The 17,208-nt window shown below is 34.2% G+C and carries 20 protein-coding genes; 2 read left to right on the plus strand and 18 right to left on the minus strand.

Translation table 11 applies throughout. The features are described 5' to 3' along the window. Positions 1 to 22 precede the first annotated feature (22 nt). Complete coding sequence (locus NK213_RS00550) at positions 23 to 343, plus strand: hypothetical protein (RefSeq protein WP_253345981.1); 321 nt, start codon at positions 23 to 25, stop codon at positions 341 to 343. Positions 344 to 404: 61 nt separating this feature from the next. Here the strand turns inward: NK213_RS00550 and NK213_RS00555 are convergent, their stop codons facing one another. The 6 genes from NK213_RS00555 to NK213_RS00580 all read right to left on the minus strand — a co-directional run bounded on the left by NK213_RS00555 (position 405) and on the right by NK213_RS00580 (position 5,365). Continuing rightward, positions 405 to 815 (minus strand): DUF4259 domain-containing protein, encoded by a 411-nt coding sequence (locus NK213_RS00555; RefSeq protein WP_253345982.1) that lies wholly within the window; start codon positions 813 to 815, stop codon positions 405 to 407. 74 nt (positions 816 to 889) lie between these two features. Continuing rightward, positions 890 to 2,014, minus strand: coding sequence for a DNA polymerase III subunit beta (gene dnaN / locus NK213_RS00560; protein WP_253345983.1), 1,125 nt, complete (start codon positions 2,012 to 2,014; stop codon positions 890 to 892). 15 nt (positions 2,015 to 2,029) lie between these two features. Then, positions 2,030 to 2,842 carry an RNA polymerase sigma factor RpoD/SigA gene (locus NK213_RS00565; protein WP_253345984.1) on the minus strand — a complete coding sequence of 271 codons (813 nt, stop codon included), beginning with the start codon at positions 2,840 to 2,842 and terminating at the stop codon, positions 2,030 to 2,032. A 13-nt stretch (positions 2,843 to 2,855) separates the two neighbouring features. Beyond that, positions 2,856 to 3,860, minus strand: a complete 1,005-nt coding sequence (locus NK213_RS00570) for an NAD(P)H-dependent glycerol-3-phosphate dehydrogenase (protein ID WP_253345985.1) — start codon at positions 3,858 to 3,860, stop codon at positions 2,856 to 2,858. Beyond that, entirely contained in the window at positions 3,857 to 4,480 is a 624-nt protein-coding gene (gene plsY, locus NK213_RS00575) for a glycerol-3-phosphate 1-O-acyltransferase PlsY (RefSeq protein WP_253345986.1), read from the minus strand. The genes NK213_RS00570 and plsY overlap by 4 nt, the downstream gene beginning before the upstream one ends. Positions 4,481 to 4,903: 423 nt before the next feature. Further along, positions 4,904 to 5,365, minus strand: a complete 462-nt coding sequence (locus NK213_RS00580) for a GyrI-like domain-containing protein (RefSeq protein WP_253345987.1) — start codon at positions 5,363 to 5,365, stop codon at positions 4,904 to 4,906. Between the two features lie 296 nt (positions 5,366 to 5,661). Here NK213_RS00580 and NK213_RS00585 point away from each other — a divergent pair, with 296 nt between their 5' ends. After that, positions 5,662 to 6,150 (plus strand): flavodoxin, encoded by a 489-nt coding sequence (locus NK213_RS00585; RefSeq protein WP_253345988.1) that lies wholly within the window; start codon positions 5,662 to 5,664, stop codon positions 6,148 to 6,150. Between the two features lie 82 nt (positions 6,151 to 6,232). On the opposite strand, the gene NK213_RS00590 is transcribed toward NK213_RS00585, so the two are convergent. The 12 genes from NK213_RS00590 to mraZ all read right to left on the minus strand — a co-directional run bounded on the left by NK213_RS00590 (position 6,233) and on the right by mraZ (position 17,125). Next, complete coding sequence (locus tag NK213_RS00590) at positions 6,233 to 7,465, minus strand: zinc-binding dehydrogenase (protein WP_253345989.1); 1,233 nt, start codon at positions 7,463 to 7,465, stop codon at positions 6,233 to 6,235. Positions 7,466 to 7,505: 40 nt separating this feature from the next. Next, entirely contained in the window at positions 7,506 to 8,336 is an 831-nt protein-coding gene (locus tag NK213_RS00595; protein ID WP_253345990.1) for a mannose/fructose/sorbose PTS transporter subunit IID, read from the minus strand. Positions 8,337 to 8,405: 69 nt separating this feature from the next. Continuing rightward, complete coding sequence (locus NK213_RS00600) at positions 8,406 to 9,218, minus strand: PTS mannose/fructose/sorbose transporter subunit IIC (RefSeq protein WP_253345991.1); 813 nt, start codon at positions 9,216 to 9,218, stop codon at positions 8,406 to 8,408. A gap of 13 nt (positions 9,219 to 9,231) precedes the next feature. Further along, positions 9,232 to 9,720 carry a mannose/fructose/sorbose PTS transporter subunit IIB gene (locus tag NK213_RS00605; protein WP_253345992.1) on the minus strand — a complete coding sequence of 163 codons (489 nt, stop codon included), beginning with the start codon at positions 9,718 to 9,720 and terminating at the stop codon, positions 9,232 to 9,234. Next, positions 9,721 to 10,128 carry a PTS sugar transporter subunit IIA gene (locus NK213_RS00610; protein ID WP_253345993.1) on the minus strand — a complete coding sequence of 136 codons (408 nt, stop codon included), beginning with the start codon at positions 10,126 to 10,128 and terminating at the stop codon, positions 9,721 to 9,723. It lies immediately after the preceding gene. Between the two features lie 11 nt (positions 10,129 to 10,139). Further along, the gene (locus NK213_RS00615; protein WP_253345994.1) at positions 10,140 to 10,943 is read right to left on the minus strand and encodes an SDR family oxidoreductase; all 804 of its coding nucleotides are present in this window, start codon (positions 10,941 to 10,943) and stop codon (positions 10,140 to 10,142) included. A gap of 249 nt (positions 10,944 to 11,192) precedes the next feature. Beyond that, positions 11,193 to 12,152: a sugar-binding transcriptional regulator gene (locus NK213_RS00620; protein WP_253345995.1), complete on the minus strand. Its 960-nt coding sequence runs from the start codon at positions 12,150 to 12,152 to the stop codon at positions 11,193 to 11,195. A gap of 387 nt (positions 12,153 to 12,539) precedes the next feature. Beyond that, complete coding sequence (gene rlmD, locus NK213_RS00625) at positions 12,540 to 13,895, minus strand: 23S rRNA (uracil(1939)-C(5))-methyltransferase RlmD (protein ID WP_253345996.1); 1,356 nt, start codon at positions 13,893 to 13,895, stop codon at positions 12,540 to 12,542. Beyond that, positions 13,895 to 15,079 (minus strand): M20 family metallopeptidase, encoded by a 1,185-nt coding sequence (locus tag NK213_RS00630; RefSeq protein ID WP_253345997.1) that lies wholly within the window; start codon positions 15,077 to 15,079, stop codon positions 13,895 to 13,897. Before NK213_RS00630 ends, rlmD begins: the two co-directional genes overlap by 1 nt. Before the next feature lie 295 nt (positions 15,080 to 15,374). Then, positions 15,375 to 15,758, minus strand: a complete 384-nt coding sequence (locus tag NK213_RS00635) for a hypothetical protein (protein ID WP_253345998.1) — start codon at positions 15,756 to 15,758, stop codon at positions 15,375 to 15,377. Next, positions 15,758 to 16,684 carry a 16S rRNA (cytosine(1402)-N(4))-methyltransferase RsmH gene (gene rsmH / locus NK213_RS00640; RefSeq protein WP_253345999.1) on the minus strand — a complete coding sequence of 309 codons (927 nt, stop codon included), beginning with the start codon at positions 16,682 to 16,684 and terminating at the stop codon, positions 15,758 to 15,760. The genes NK213_RS00635 and rsmH overlap by 1 nt, the downstream gene beginning before the upstream one ends. Before the next feature lie 9 nt (positions 16,685 to 16,693). After that, complete coding sequence (gene mraZ, locus NK213_RS00645; RefSeq protein WP_253346000.1) at positions 16,694 to 17,125, minus strand: division/cell wall cluster transcriptional repressor MraZ; 432 nt, start codon at positions 17,123 to 17,125, stop codon at positions 16,694 to 16,696. Between the last annotated feature and the right edge of the window lie 83 nt (positions 17,126 to 17,208).

Genomic DNA, 17,208 nt, shown 5'->3' on the forward strand with positions numbered 1-17,208 from the left:
AGTAATGAACAAGGAGGAAAGCATGAAAAAAGTATTATTTATTTTTTTATCAGCACTTTTAATATTATCTGAAGTTACAGCTGTATACATTACAAGGGTAAAAATTTATCCGGACTCACTATTTTCAAAAGCTGTTAAATTCCAGAATAATAATGATTTTGAAAAAGCGGAAAAATATTACAGAAAAGCAGATAAAGCCGGTAATGTATATGCTAAATGTACTATGTTTTATATGATCTACAAAAACATAAATGATGATAAAAAAATTGAAGCTTATAAAACTGAGTATAAGGCAGGAAAACCCTGTAAAACTCTTGATATAGAGCGAATCTGGACTGACTGATTTATTTTATATCCATAATAGATACTAATGAAAAAGGAGAGTCTTGTCTCTCCTTTTTATGTTATTTCAAAAGATCTGATAAAGCTTCAGCCAGATCTCCTACTTCCTGTTTCCATTCATTAAAATCTTCCTCATCTGCTTCTTCCCACAAATCGTGTAGTTCATGACTCTCAGAATTGGTAAGTATATCCTCTATCTGTTCTATTAATACTTTTACATCATCTTTTGTATATGGCAGATATGGAACCTCATCTGTTATTTCAGTGAATTCCACTATATTTTCCTGATTCAGTATTACCGCTGCAAGTGCGAGAATTTCAGCATCTACATCTGAATCCACATATTCTGCATCATATTCCATTTCTCTCAATATTTTTTTTAAACTAGGTTCCTTCCCCTTATAATTTTCCAAATAACCTATAAAATCAAGGGCTGTATCATTTTCTAAACACCCATATCCCCAGGCTCCCATGCTTCCTCCTACTTTACACTACTACTATATTTTTATTTTAAAATCACCGGTATTTTATCAGTCAGGATAAAATACTAGTCTCTTAATGCCAAAGGCATTGTCAGATACAGCGACTTATCATTTTTTTCTTCTGTTATTAATACTGAACTTTTTGAATTAAGCATTTTCAGCTGTGTAACTTCTCCTGTAATTGTAGAGATATAGTCCAGTAAAAATTTTACGTTCAGGGAAATTTTTATATCTTCCCCTTCTTTTATAATTGGTATTTCTTCTTTTATTTTAGCATTTTCGCTAATTCCATTCAAAAACAGCTTATCGTTTTCAAAGCTGAATATTCCGCTGTTTTTAGCTTCATAGTTATCTCTTACGAAAATAAGCGTTCTTTTTAATACTGCGATAAAATCTTTTGTATTAAGAAGTATCTTTTTATCATACTGTGCACCTGTTAAAATTGCTTTATAATCAGGGAACTGTAATTCTATTACTCTTGTAAGTATTTCTACATCGCCCATCTGGAAATATACCTTTGTTCCGTCGGATTTTAAAACAATTTTATCCTCACTTGTAAGTTTCATTATTTTCACGAGACCATCCATTGTTTTCAGCGGTATACTTACACTCAGACTTTCTTTGTTCTTCTCTTCTTCTTCCAGTTCTTCCTCAAGGTAAATCAGTCTGTAGGTATCAGAAGATACGAGTTTCAGTTTATTTTCCTCTATTTCGAATCTTATACAGTTAACAGCAAGATTTTCAGGTGTAAGTGATGCTGCTATTCTTGCTTTTTCTATAGATTCCAAAAGTTTCTGCTTATCAAAGTTATACTCCACTCCTAATTCAAGTGTAGGTGTCACAGGATAATTTTCAGGATCAAATGTAGAGAATTCCGAATTTATTTTTCCTGTTTTTATAATTATCTTTCCGCTTTCTTCTATAAGCTCTATAAATTCATCCTCTATCTGTTTCAAAAATTCTTCTATAAGTTTATATTTAATAACGATCTTTCCGTTTTCTCTTACTTCGCCGTTTATCTTAAAGTTTATTGAAAGCTCAAGATCAGTACCTTTCAAGAATATTTCATTTTCTTTTGCTTCTATAAAAATACCTGAAATTACAGGTCTGATTTTATTTTCCGATACTGCATTTTCTACGATTTGCAATCCTTTTAGAAAGTCTTTTCTGTTTACTTTTATATTTAGCATTATTCCTCCTTCAAATTATTTAAAAAACTCATGAAAATGAGATTTTAGTTTTGTAATTGCCTTTTTCTCTATCTGCCTTACCCGTTCCCTTGTTATATTCAGCTCATCGCCTATTTCTTTCAGGGTATGCATTTTATTGTTGTATAATCCGTATCTAAGTTCGATTATCTCTCTTTCTCTTTCACTTAATATATTATCAAGAAGTTCACGCATTTTGTTTATCTGATCATTTTTTATTATTTTTTCTTCTATATTATCTTCATTTCCTATTACATCTTCCAAAAAGATATTATCCCCGATTACGTCATTCAGTGATATTATATCCTGAAATTCATTTATCAGAAGACTTACTTTATATTCTTTTATTTCCAACTGCTCAGCTATATATGCCACACTTGGCGACTCGCCGTGGTCATTTATATAGTTGACCATTACTTTATTCACCTTAGCCAGCTGCTCATATTTGTATGAAGGTATTCTTATATCCCTTCCTTTATTGATAATAGCTTTTTTTATAGACTGCTTTATCCACCACACTGCATATGTACTAAATCTGTGTCCTTTAGTATAGTCGAATTTATTAATTGCTTTTATCAGACCAATATTCCCTTCGCTTATAAGATCTATAAGCGGAAGCCCGTTTCCTAAAGATTTTTTTGCAATACTTATTACAAGTCTCAAATTAGATAAAATAAGCTCGTGTCTTGCATCCTGGGAATTGTCTTCTTTGATTTTTCTAAAGAGTTCATATTCTTCTTCTCTATTTAATAATTCATATTTTTGGATATCCTTCAAATACAAATCTATTAAATTATATTCTTTTTCCATACTCTATCTCCATCTAAAATTCTGACTTTAGTTTTCTACTCATTAAGTTATAAAATAAATTTTCCAGAGTTTCGTCTTCATAAAGGACTTTGTATAATTCAGTAAAAATAGGTGCATTTATATTTTCATCAACAATAATATTATGCAGTGCCTTTATTGTCTCTGATCCTTCTGAAATGCCGTTCATACTCTCTAGTATCTCCGCAAGCTTTCTTCCTTTTCCCAGCTGCTCGCCCACATATCTGTTTCTGCTGTGTTTACTTGTACATGTAACAATTATGTCACCGAGACCGGACAACCCGAAAAAAGTCTTGGGATCTGCCCCGTAAAATTCCCCGATTCTTATTATTTCATTTATTCCTCTTGTAAGAAGCGCTGCCTTGGAATTGTCGCCAAGCTCCAGCCCGTCTGCCATACCCGCAGCTATAGCAAGACAGTTTTTCAGAGCTCCGCCAAGTTCTGCCCCTACTATATCTGTCCCTGTATATACTCTTAAATAATCATTATTAAATAATTTCTGTATTTTCTCTGCAGTTTCAAGATTAGGTGATGCTGCCAAAATTGCTGACGGCATTTTTTTAGCCAGATCTTCTGCATGTGTCGGCCCTGTGAGAATTCCGTATTCATAATCACAGCCGCTTAGTTCATCCTCTACTACTTCTGACATTCTTTTTTTGGAGGCTATCTCTATCCCTTTAGCGATATTTATTATTATTACTTTATACTTCAGGGAAGTTTTCAGATTTTTCAGTATGCCTCTCAAAAACTGGCATGGTGTCGCTAATAAAATAAAGTCAAACTTTTCTTCATTCAGTAATTTCTGATACTCATCCACTACTTTTAGTTTTTCTGATAGTTTTATTCCCGGGAGGAAAACTTTATTTTCATGCTCTGTCCGAATTACATCCCTTACCTTTTCGCTGTACTCCCACAGGTATACATCGTTTCCATTTTCAGTAAGGAGATTCGAGAGGCATGTTCCAAATCCACCTCCGCCAAGTACTAATACTTTACTCATTTTTCACCATCCTTAGTTACTTTAAATTTATTCTCTGTTCCGTTTATGAGTCTTTGTATATTGCTTCCGTGCTTCACTATTATAACCAGCGCCAGTACCAGCGCAACCACTGTCAGCGGAATATTTTTATATATAAAGTATATAAAAAACGGCAGACATGCGGCACTTACTATAGAAGACAGCGATACATATCTAAAAACAGCAAATAATACAAAGAAAATAACAAATAAAAATAATATTGCTTTTGGAGCAAGAACCAGAAAAACACCCAAAGTCGTAGCCACACCTTTTCCACCCTTAAACTTAAGGAAAATAGAAAATGTATGACCCAGAATAGCGACTATCCCGATAATAATAGGATCAATCCCTACTATACCTGTCATATTCCCAAGTGTATTAATTCCTAAGGCTAAATACGTAGGTATCACGCCTTTCAGTACATCTAAAACCAGTACCAGTATCCCTAATTTCGCTCCAAGTACTCTTGCCGCATTTGTAGATCCAGCATTTTTGCTTCCGTGTTCTCTTACGTCAATCTTTTTAAATACTTTCCCTACCCATACAGCATTAGGAATACTTCCTAAAAAATATGCAAATATGCACATTATAATTAGGTTCATCATACCTCCCATATTTTGTAAATAAAACAAAACAAAGTAAAAAATATAATTTTGCTTTGATTCCTTCTATTTATTTTTCTTATATCTGATTATAAGCATTTTGGCTCAGGATGTCAAGTTGTAAATCTTACAAAGCACCCTGTAGTTCAGACGGAAAAAGCAATAAATCATACTCTCGACTAATAATACATGTATTTCAATATTTTGATTTTTTTATACATTATTTTTATTTCACATAAAATGCACCTTACACTAAAAAGATAATAACATATATTCCCTGTAAAAAAATATAAAAAAAGCTTATAATTTACATAGAAATATATTTTTAAAATAATATAAATTTTAATAACATTTTTTTATAAAAAAATGTAAAACGGCGGCTAATCATAACAACCGCCATTTTATACCATAGAATTTATTTCTTTAATTCACGGCAATATATATCTCCAGAAGCTGGTTCTCAGGATCATTGCCGTCATTATGATAAACTTCAAAATCATACGTGTATTTCCTGTCAAGCTCAGTGTTCCATATTTCATGCCATAATTTCCCTGCCGACTCATCGTAGTTTCCTCTTATAGAAAATTTTGCATATTTAGATTCCGGAACTGACACTACGGAAAACTCATCATTATTATTTTTAGAATCTTCTATTTCACAGCATGCATAAAAGTCATACGGTTTTGTGTAATCTCCGTCATAATTTGTGTATACTCCGTACATCTTATTGTTCTTTTTGTTTTCAGCAAAGCTGAATATATTTTTATTCCAGAATTCTTCCCATAATTTCCCTATATCATCTGCTGCCTGCATGTTTTCGTTGGTAGTACGAATACTTATTCCAGTCATTGTTTTTGCAGGTATTTCTACTATTTCGTAATTCATGTTACTTCCTCCTCTTATATTACGTACTTTATTATACAATATCTACTATGACATATATATAATATATTAATAATCTCTTCTTATTTTTTGCTTCTTCGCTATACGTTTCTTTTTCTTTTGTCTGATATATTTTTTTATTTTTTCAATAAAAAAACATCTATAATTAATAATTTGGTTGACACTTGTTAAAACAGGCTGTTATAATAATATGACACAAACAGTTTAAAAAATTTTACGAAAATATAATAACAATTCTGTTAAAAATCTTTTGAATCACTTATTTTAAGGAGGTTCCAGTGAAAACTTTAATTATCTATTATTCTCTTGACGGAAATACCCATATGATAGCCGAAGAGATAAAAAATTCTATTAATGCTGACATTTTACGTCTAAAACCAGTACATGACATTAACAAAAAAGGACTCTTCAAGATTCTTTCAGGCGGCAAACAGGTTTTGAGAAATGAAAAGCCTGCACTTGAAGCTTTTAATATTAATCCCGAAGACTATGACCTTATCTTTATAGGTACACCTGTATGGGCAGGTACTTTCGCCCCGGCTCTGAATACTTTTCTTTCGGAAACTGCAGTAAAAAATAAGAACATTGTATTATTCTGCTGTTCCAGAGGGGGAAAAGGAAAGGTTTTTATAAAACTGTGTGATATTCTCCGTGAAAATAATATTATCGGCGAAATGGAATTTTTAAGTCCTGCAAAAAGCAACCCGGATGAAGTAAATATAAAAGTAAAGACATGGGTTGACGATATTATAGAAAAACTGGACTAATAAAAATTTCTTTTGCAACATGACATTTTTAATAGTCCATATAAAAAGCCTGAGTTATGGTTATTGCTCAGGCTTCTTTAATTTATATTTTCTCAGCATTTGCCAGTATATAATCTTCTGCTTCCTTAGACCATATCCCGTTATTTTTCTTTAATATCTTTCCAAGTTCGCTGTTTTCATCTTCCATAATTTTATCAAGTGATTCCAGCGAAAATTTTCTCTGTGTGTACACTACTTTTTTACCGCCGGCTATTTCAGGCTGATTCAATGTAGTTTCTGCCACTGCATCGAGTCCCAGAACATGAGTGACTACCTTTGCCACATTTACCTTTTTGTCCTCAATCAGCTTAACAGCCTCACGCATATCATCTGTATTCCCTCCGGAAGTCCCCACATAATGTGTAAAATTATAATGCATATCATAAAAATTTATTTCAGCAGAAAAATCTTTATTCTGCGGCCCTGCAAAGAAGTTCAGACATCCGTCCGGATTCAAGAGTTTTGACCCTTGTGTTACCAGCTCAGAAACCGGTGCAAATATAAATACATCATCATATCCGCCTCCTGCTGTTTCTTTCAGGTAAGCAACTACATCATCTATCTTGGAAGTATTCACATAATGAACCTTTGTATTTCCCTCTGACTTATAAAGCTCGGCTGCCCTTTTCAATCTTTCCTCATTTACATCTGTTATTACTATATTCTTTGGCTTTATGTCCCCATGAAGTGCATAATCTATAGCAAGAAGACCCATTGGCCCTGTTCCTCCCGATATCAAAAGATTTCCGCCTTCTTTTATACCCATTTTGTGATCATATGTACCTTCAATAAGATGATAATTTGCTTTAAATGCTCCTATTACACATGATAACGGCTCTATAAGCGACCCTTCAAAATAAGTTTCTCCGTTATACGGCAGCAGACAATCCTGCTTCATTACATCTTCAGGAAGAATAATATACGTTGCATCTCCGCCGCAGTATTTATATGAATAACCCGGACACCACGGTGCATCAGGAAGCTGTAAATTAGCCTGTACTACGTATCTTTCATTTTCCTTGTACTTATTACCCCAGTTTTTACCTGTTTTTATAATCTCACCGCAAAATTCATGCCCTATAATAATCGGTTCCTCTTTGATATTTTCCGGTGTTTTTTTATGGTCTTCACCCTGTTTCGCAAGTTTCCATGTAGACATACAGATACTGTCTGTAATTACTGACATTAGTATTTCATTGTCATTTATTTCCGGCAGCTCAAATTCTTCCAGCCTCAAATCATTTTTGCCATAAAGTCTTACTGCTTTTGTTTTCATTAATTATCCTCACCTTTCAAAATTTTGTTACACACTGCTGTTATCCCAGAATACCCGACCAGTAACCGATAATTCCCACTGCAAATAATGCAAATATCAATACTATAGGACTTACTTTCTTTTTCAGAAGTTTCATCATAAGCATAGTCAGCCCCAGAGCCAGTAATCCCGGCACCAGATCATCCAGAATATTCTGAACTGTTGTTACCACCATAGTCCCGTCAGGTCCGGGAGTTTCTGATACCACCAGCGGTACATTTATTGAAGTCCATTTCGTAACAAGGACTCCCATTATAAACAATCCAAGAATAGTTGCTCCTTCTGTTAATTTTTGAAGAATATTTCCTGATAAATCCTTTACTATATCCATTCCTTTTATTATTCCGTATTTCAGACCAAACCATTTCATCCCCAGTCTTACTGCATTAAATGCTATAAAGAATGCCAGCGGCCCCAGTATAGTTCCTGATAATGCAAGTGAAGCTCCTATTGCTGCAGTAATCGGTCTTAATGTCCCCCATACCAGAGGATCTCCCACTCCTGCCAACGGACCCATAAGTCCGACTTTCAGACTGTTTATAGTTCCGTCATCTATTTCCGCACCGCTTGCTTTGGCTTCTTCCATTGCAATTGTTACCCCAATAACGGGGCCGCATACTGCCGGTGTTGTATTAAAGAATACCAGATGTCTCTTTAATGCTTCTACCTGATCTTCTTTCTTAGTATAAACACGTTTTATTGTAGGAATCATATCTACGCAAAACGCAAGTCCGTGTATTCTCTCATAATTAAATGAAGCTTGCTGAAAATTTGATCTTATAAAAGTACTTATCATATCTTTACGATTTATCTTAGTTTTTATCTCTGACATTTTCTTCCCTCCTGGTATTTGGCAATTTTTTATTACCTGAATACTTTCGTTTAAATAAGTAATATTTTCTTAGTCTTCTAACTCATCATCGTATTCTCCGCCTGTGACGCCTTCCGGTACTGCTCCCGCCACAGCTTTTCCCTGTTTATAATTCGGGTTTAACTGTACATATATCAGCGCCATTACCAGACCTACCACTCCAAATGATAAAAGGCTGAAATTCAGATAACCTCCCACTACGAATCCCAAAAAGAAGAAAGGCATCAGATATTTTACACTCATCATATTCAGTACCATTGCATAACCTACTACTACTATAAATCCTCCTGCTACAGCCAGACCGCCTGTTACTACATCCGGAATAAGCGAAAGCATTTTATCCACCATCTCGGCACTTACAAATACTGCTACTATTGTTGACGGTATTGCCACACGCAGTGCCTGAATAAATAATGCACTAAAATGCAAAAACTCAATTTTTTTGAAATCTGCATTTTCAGCTGCTTTATCTGCCGCATGTTGGAAAGCTACTGTAATTGTTCTTGCGAATACTGTAAGAACCTGACCTGCTGCTGCTACGGGAAGAGCAATTGCTATTCCTTTTTGTATATCCTGTTTTCCTACTATTACCAGAATTGCCGCTATGACACTTGCCAGTGCTGAATCCGGTGACTGTGCAGCTCCTATATTCATCCATCCCAAGGCTATCAGTTCCAGAGTTCCTCCTAGGATTACCCCTGTTTTTACGTCTCCCAATATTAGTCCTACCACTGTACAGGCTATCAAAGGTCTGTGTGTCTGAAATTCATCCAAAACACTTCCCATACCTGCTATACATGAGAATATAAATATCAGAACTATTTGTATAATACTTAATTCCATTCCCTACTCCTCCTTAATTAAAGTGTTCGCTTAATTTTTTTTCAAAATCAACCGGCGGATCAGATATTACTACACGTAAATCCAGTTCTACTCCAAGAGCTTTTAATTTACGAAATGCTGCCACGTCTTCTTCGTTTACTGAAACTGCCTTTGTAATCTGGGTTTTCCCGTTTTTAAATGACATTCCCCCAATGTTTATTTTTTTCAATGGTACACCGCTTTCCACGAGTTCCAAAACTTCGCTTGGATTGGTAAAAAGGTAAAAAACAGTGTCGCCGTCATACTTAGGATTATTAAAGACCCTTACAGCCTTCTCTACATCTACTACATTTACTTTTATTCCCAGAGGTGCTGCCTGTCTCACAAGGGTTTTTCTAATTTCATCATTGTCTACTTCTTTGCTGACAATTATAATTCTGCCTGCATTTGCTTCTTTTGACCATACTGTAGTTACCTGTCCGTGAATAAGTCTGTCGTCAATTCTTGCCAGATTAATAATCATTTATAATTCCTCCTCATCCTCTATGATTTGATCTCTGAATGATTTTACAAATTCTTTTCCTGCTTCTTTCAGATAAGCTGATGCTTCGTTAACACTTACTGCATCCATTGTAGCCAGTTCTGCACAAAGAGGAAGTGATAAACCTGTAAGTACCTCTGCCCTGTTATTTTTCATTGCCAATACTGCTGCTGCATTATACGGACTTCCCCCGAACAGGTCTGTTACTATAAGAACTTCCTCATTTTCTTTTCCCTCAAGTATTTTGTTATATTTTGCCAGAATATCTTCCGGCCCTTCCCCTTTTTGAAACTCCACGGAATAAAAGTTACTGCATTCACCGATTACCATTTGTGTGGATTCAAGCATAGCCGTTCCGATTTTTCCATGTCCTGCCAAGATAACTATCATAATTTTTCTCCTTATCCTCTTGTTTTTCCTCCTGCGACATTACATGTAACACCAGTAATATAGCTGGCTTTTTCTGATAAAAGATAACATACAAAATCTGCCACTTCTCTTAATTTCCCGCTTCTGTTCAATGGTATTGTAGTTGTCTTGCTGTATCCTTCTCTCAGCTGTTCCACAGTTATTCCCCTTGTATAAGCCAGTGCTGTTTCATATTCAATAGTTCGAAGTCCTGTTTCCTCCATTATTCCCGGTGCTACTCCCACTACACGGACATTATATTTCCCCAGCTCTTTTGCCCATGATCTCGTATAACTGTTTAATGCTGCCTTTGAAGCTGCATATATACTCTGTCCTTCAGACCCCTCGGCTCCGCTTTCAGAAGACATATTCACGATTACACCGTGTTTCTGATTTACGAACACTTTTCCTGCTGCCTGACTAAGCATAAAAAGTCCTTTTTGATTTATTGAAGTCATTTTGTCAAAAGCCGTTTCATCTGCCATATATTTTGATTCTGAATCTCCTGCATCCACAAGAAGTTTAGGAATATTTATTCCTGCATTATTTACCAGACCGTCTATTTTCCCGTATTTCTCCATGACTTTTTCTACCAGATTTTCTATATCTGATTTTGAAGAAACATCTGTTTTTATGTATAAAAGATTTTCATGTACAGTTTTTCCCGGATGAATATCCGCATTCACTGTATTAACCCCCAATTCCAATAGTTCATTTACTATGCTCTCTCCTATTCCTGAAGATCCGCCTGTTACTATTACTACACTTCCTTCTAAATTCAACCAATTTTCAGTCATATTTCTCCTTTCTCACTTTTGTGATTTTTAATTAACATTTGTGATAACTTGATTATATGAAAAAACTTTTTTAAAGTCAACAACATTTTTCCTATAAAAATACTTTTTAGAAAAAAGTTCTCAAAGAAGTCACATAAAATCTACCAAAACAGCAAATAATAATTTTTGATTAATTTTGATTATATTTTTTGATATTAAAACAAGAAGTATAAAAAAAAGACTACGAAAAATCATAGTCTTATTTTATTTCTAGTCTTCTTTATTCATTTCCAAAAGTGCTTCTGCTGTCTCCTCTGTTGTTACTAGCACATTTATATATTTCCCTCTTAATGCACCAAGAATACCTGCGACCTTGTCCAAAGACTCTGCTATTCCTATGGAATACTCAGCTTTTTTCAAATTTTCCAGATCAGAGCTTATCATCTTTTTTGAAATAATAGTATCCAAAACCTTACCGTTTATATCATAAAATCTTGATAATATATCTCCTGCCACCTGTTTTCCTTTTAGAGACTCCAGAAGATTATCCGCATAGAATCCCTGCCAGTTTGAATGTTTGCTTATCAGAGGGCTTCCTATCCCGCACACAGCTATGTTTATCTTCTTCCACAGCTCGGAAAGTTCATGATTATATTCAGTTTCCATAAGTGCATTTTTTATTTCCTCACTTTCGAGAATGGCCGGTGAATCTATAAGCATGGATTTTCCGTTCAGTTTTGAAGCTATTTCATATGCGATAGTATTCACATGAAATGAACTGGCAAGTTTTCCCGACGGACCTCCTATCAGAGGTATACATACCACTCCTTTGTGATCTTTTCTCTCCATGGCGCTTACTGTTTCTGCCAGAGCTTCTCCCCATGAAACGCCTATCAAATCATCATCTTTTACTATTTTTCCGATATAATCCGCTGCTGCTGCACCAATAAGACTCACTTTTATTCTTTTATCCTGATTTGGTGTAGACGGCACTATTACGGCGTCTTTTAGTCCGAATACATTTTTCAGTTCTTCTTCCAGACTCAAAGTCCCTCCAAAATCATAATTAATAAAAATTTTTACTATTTTTTTTTCTCTGATTGTTTTCAGCATACGGCTAATGCTAGTCCTGTGAATTCCGAGTATTTTGGAAATTTCGCTTTGTGTTTTATTTTCTTCGTAGTACATTTGTGCTATTTTTACTAAAAGCCTGTCCTCATTTTTTTTCATATTCACTCTCCGTTTTTATTTATTCCTTGCATCCGGTCTGATTAATTTTACTGCCGGAATATTTGTGTCCTGATAATTACAGTTTTTTTCCTTATTTAACAGAATGACAAATACATATTTCACAAATGTGATTTATTTTTTCCTAATGTGCCTCTTTATTTTCAATACTTTGAGGGCTTTTTGGCTGAAATATAACTAAAATTTACTTATAAATTTTCTCTAGTTACTTATACCAAAATAAGAGTTTAAAAGCAAGTAATAATTTACATTAAGGAAATATAAAATGTTTTCATTAAAAAAACTCCCTTTGAAAAATTTATGAATTTATAGTATTTATAATAAAAAATACTGTATTATCATTTTTTTACAAAAGGAGTTATTAATTTGTTATTTTTTTAAAAACAACCCAACCGCTTCAATATGATGAGTCTGAGGAAACATATCCACAGCGGCAAGCTTTTCAAGTTTATACCCTAACCCTGTAAGTATCTTTGCATCTCTCGCAAAAGTAGACGGATTACAAGAAATATAAACTATTCTCTCTATTCCGTGCTTCCCTATACTCTTCAAAGTATTTTCATCTATCCCTTTTCTCGGCGGATCGAATATTATCCCGTCCATTTTTGTATTTTTCAAAATTTCCGGAAGTTTATTCTCTACTTTTCCTATTTTAAATCTTACATTCTTTATATTATTTTCCGCAGCTGTGTGCTTAGCAGATATAACAGAACTTTCCACGCTTTCTATACAGTATACTTTTCTGGCTGTTTTAGAAACCAGCATCCCAAGTGTACCTGTTCCCGAAAATGCATCTACTATTCTTTTATCATCAGAGTCCCCCAGATACTCCATTGCCTTATTATATAGCTTTACTGTCTGCTCACTGTTTATCTGAAAGAATGAATCAGGATATATTTTGAATTTTATCCCGTCAATCTCTTCTTCAAGATACTCAGAACCGTAAATCAGCTTATGATCATTCCCCAAAACATAATTTCCATCATCATTTTTCAGCGATATATAAACAGACACAATTTCTTTGAACTTTTCTGTAAGGCCGATTAATACAGCACTCAATTTCTTTACCTGTGTAGTTTTGTTGACTACTACTGTTATCATCACTTCATTATGTGAATTATTTCTAACAAGAAGGTATCTCAAAAACCCTGACTTATTCACTTCGTTATAAACGGTAAAATCTCCTTCATTCAGCTGTTTAAGCAGTTCATTTACCACCTTATCGGCAATTTTGCTTCTAAGCATATTATTTTCCACTTCAAAGACGTCATGAGATTTTTTCTGATAAAATCCTGTTATTATCTTTCCGTCTTTCTTCGCGAAAGGCTCGGAAACTTTATTTCTGTAATTAGTTATATTATCTGCACCTATGATACCTTCGAAATCAATATCCCCGTCTATCTTCCCTATTTTTTTCACTGTTTCCAAAAGTATGCTGCTTTTATATTCCAGCTGTTTATCATACTTTATCATTGCGTAATCACAGCCCTGAAAATCTTCAAAGCTTATTTTATCTATTCCTGTAGTTCTGTCTTCCGACGGCTTTATAATTTTTGTTATAAGTGCACGTCCGTAATCTTTTTTCAATGAAATAATCTCAGCTTCCACTTCATCCCCGGGAACTGACATGGGAACAAAAAATGTAAATCCGTCATAATATCCCAATCCTTCTCCGCCAAATACCAGTTTTTCTATTTTTATTATTATTTTATCGCCCTTTTCCATTATTCACCCATTTCTAATATATTTATTAAATTTTTTATCTGCAGTTCCATACCATATCTTATACTTTCCTCATCTACATTGAATCTTGGATGATGAAGATCATAAATTATGCCTTTTTCTTCATTTCTCACACCAAGCCTGAAAAAAACTCCTTTTGCCTTTTGCAGAAAAAAGCTGAAATCTTCTACATCCATTCTTGGTTTATCAATTTTCACTATACTTTCTTCGCCGTACAGCTCTTTTATGTTATTTTCCAGCATTGCAGTAACTTCATCATTATTAATTACAGAATCATAACCGTTTCTCACAGATACCTCAGCACTTCCTCCCAGAGTTTCTACAAATTTTACTACACTATTATGCATTTTATCAAGTATATAACTTCTGACTTCAGGAGAAAGAGTCCTTATTGTTCCTTTCATCTCCACAAGGTCGCAAATTATATTCTCTGCCTTCCCGCCGGAAATCTTCCCTATTGTAATAACAGCCTCTTCTCTGGGGTCTATATTACGGCTAACTATTGTCTGTATGTAATTTATCAGCTGTGAAGCTATTACTATTGCATCTGTGCCATTCTGCGGCAAAGCTCCGTGCGCTGACTCTCCATGTATTTTTATTTCAAATATATCGGAAGAAGCATGCATTTTACCGTATTTTATCCCAAATTTTCCTACTTCTATCTCTGGTGCAGTATGAAGTCCGAAAATATATTCTACTTTGGGATACTCAAGGACACCTTCTTCTATCATAGGCTTAGCGCCTCCTGTAGTCTCCTCCGCAGGCTGAAAGATAAATTTTATTGTTCCTTTCCATTTATCCTTGTTTTCAGCGAAAAATCTCACAGCACCAAGCTGTATTGCCGTATGAACATCATGACCGCATGCGTGCATTTTTCCTGCCACTGTAGATTTATACTCCACTTCATTTTCTTCTGAAATGGGAAGTGCATCTATATCAGCCCTGCTTGCTGCCACTATACCGTCACCGTTTTTCAAAATCCCCACTATTCCGGTTCCTGCGGCACTCTGTATTTCCACACCGCATTCTGTAAGAATATTCTTTATTTTCTGTGATGTTTCTGTTTCTTCAAACCCGAGTTCAGGATTCATATGTATGTCTCTTCTGATTTTTACTGTTTCGTCAAAAATCTTAGAGACTTCTGCTTTTATAAAATCATTATCCATTGTAGCTCCTAACCATATATCTTTTTATATTTTCAGATATTTACCAATAGTATAAAATAAAAAACTCATTTATACAAGATTTTTTAATATAATTTACAGCAATTTAAAAATTATAAACAAATATTTTTATACACAGATGAAAATATACATATATGTTTAAATTAAAAAATAGACTTATTTATAACTTTATCACTCTAATTAATATAAAAAATTTTTATAAAAAAAAATCTTTTTTCCTAATAGATATTAGTTAGAAAGATTTCATATTATATTGTTTAAAGAATTTACCAACACACTAATTAAATCTAACATATCTTATATCTCTGTCATCTACAAAACCAAGTTTTTTTGACAGATTCTCTACCTCTTTCAAATTTTCTTTTGAATCATAAGAATAATTCAAATCATCTATAACTAATTCAGTTTCATATATTTCACCGTTTAATTTCTGTAATTTCATTGTTAAGTCCATTACGTCATATAGTGTCGTCATTTTGAATGCCGAAACACTCATAAAAATCACAGAATAGAATAATATTTTCATATACAATTTAGCACTATTTCTGCTTTTTGCTCTTCTTTGCTGCTTACGCACTGTTTCAAAATTATCATATTGCTTTATGGTTCTTTTGACTACAGGCAAATCTATAACATCAATTTTTCTCTCTTTTCTTACCATTATGCTCTCCTTTCAAAAACCCTTAACTTTGCAGAATGTGCCCTAGAATTCTCTTTTAACTCTAATTCACCGGCAATAATTGGCTTTTTAGTTATGACCTTTCCTAAACTTTCTTTACCGCAAACGCAAATAGGTATATCTGGTGGACATTTACATGGCTTCTCGAAATCTCTAAACTTATTTTTAACTATTCTGTCTTCTAAAGAATGGAAAGTTATTACTAATAATCTCCCTTTATCCTCTAAATGTTCTACAGCTTTCTCCAATGCCTCCTCAAGCACTTCCAATTCCTTATTCACATACATTCTCACAGCCTGAAAAGTTCTTTTGGCCGGATGTCTCTTCATGCTCTTTCCAATTGCTCTTATCACGATATCTGCTAACTCCGTCGTTGTTTCTATTTTTTTTGCTTTTCTCTGCTCCGTTATTTTCTTAGCTATTCTTCTAGCTTTCGGCTCTTCACCATATTTATATAATATGTCTGCTATTTCTTGTTCTGAAAATTCATTTATTACTTCATATGCGCTTATTTTTGCGCTCTTATCCATACGCATATCCAGCTTTGCTTCGTATTTATAAGAAAAACCTCTTTCAGGATCGTCAAGCTGATATGATGAAACTCCTATATCCATAAGAATCCCTGACACCTTTTCATATCCTGCCATATAAAGAACTGTATCCAGATTTCTGAAATTATCTTTAAATATTTTTATACGTCCTTTGTAGTCTTCCAACTTTTTCTCGGCAAATTCTATTGCATCATCATCCTGATCTATAGCAATTACCACTGCTCCTTCCGAAGTATTTTCCAAAATCCCCTGAGTATGTCCTGCTCCTCCTAGTGTACAGTCTAAATATACACCTTCCTTATTGGTAATTATATTCTCAATTACTTCGTCAAATAAAACCGGCTTATGATAATCCACAATTTACTCCTAAAAATCAAAATTTATTTCATCAACTATATCTTCTATAGATGCTTCTGTTTTCTCAATGTATTCTTTCCATATTTCTTCTGCCCATATTTCTATTTTATCTACCATGCCTGTTACTATGAGAGTTTTATTTATTTTGGCATGCTCTACCAGTGAATTCGGCAGATTCACTCTACCCTGGTTGTCTACTGTAAGTTTAGTGGCCGCTGATAACACGAATCTCTGATATGCTCTGTGCTTGCTGTCTGTTCTCTTCAGCTTTCTCAGTTCATTCTCGATATTAACCCATTCGCTGCTTGGAAAAAGGTCTATTGAATTATCCAGACCTCTTGTAATAACGAATTCATCATTTTGTAATATCTCCCTGAATTTAGCTGGCAACATAAACCTGCCTTTATCATCTATCTTGCAGGTAAATTCTCCCATAAACATAGCAACTCACCTATTTTCAAATCTTCTTCCACTTTTTACCACTTCTTACCACTTTCTCCCACATAACAACTATACCTTTATTT

This window comes from Sebaldella sp. S0638 (assembly GCF_024158605.1).
In the GTDB taxonomy this organism is placed as follows: Bacteria; Fusobacteriota; Fusobacteriia; order Fusobacteriales; family Leptotrichiaceae; genus Sebaldella.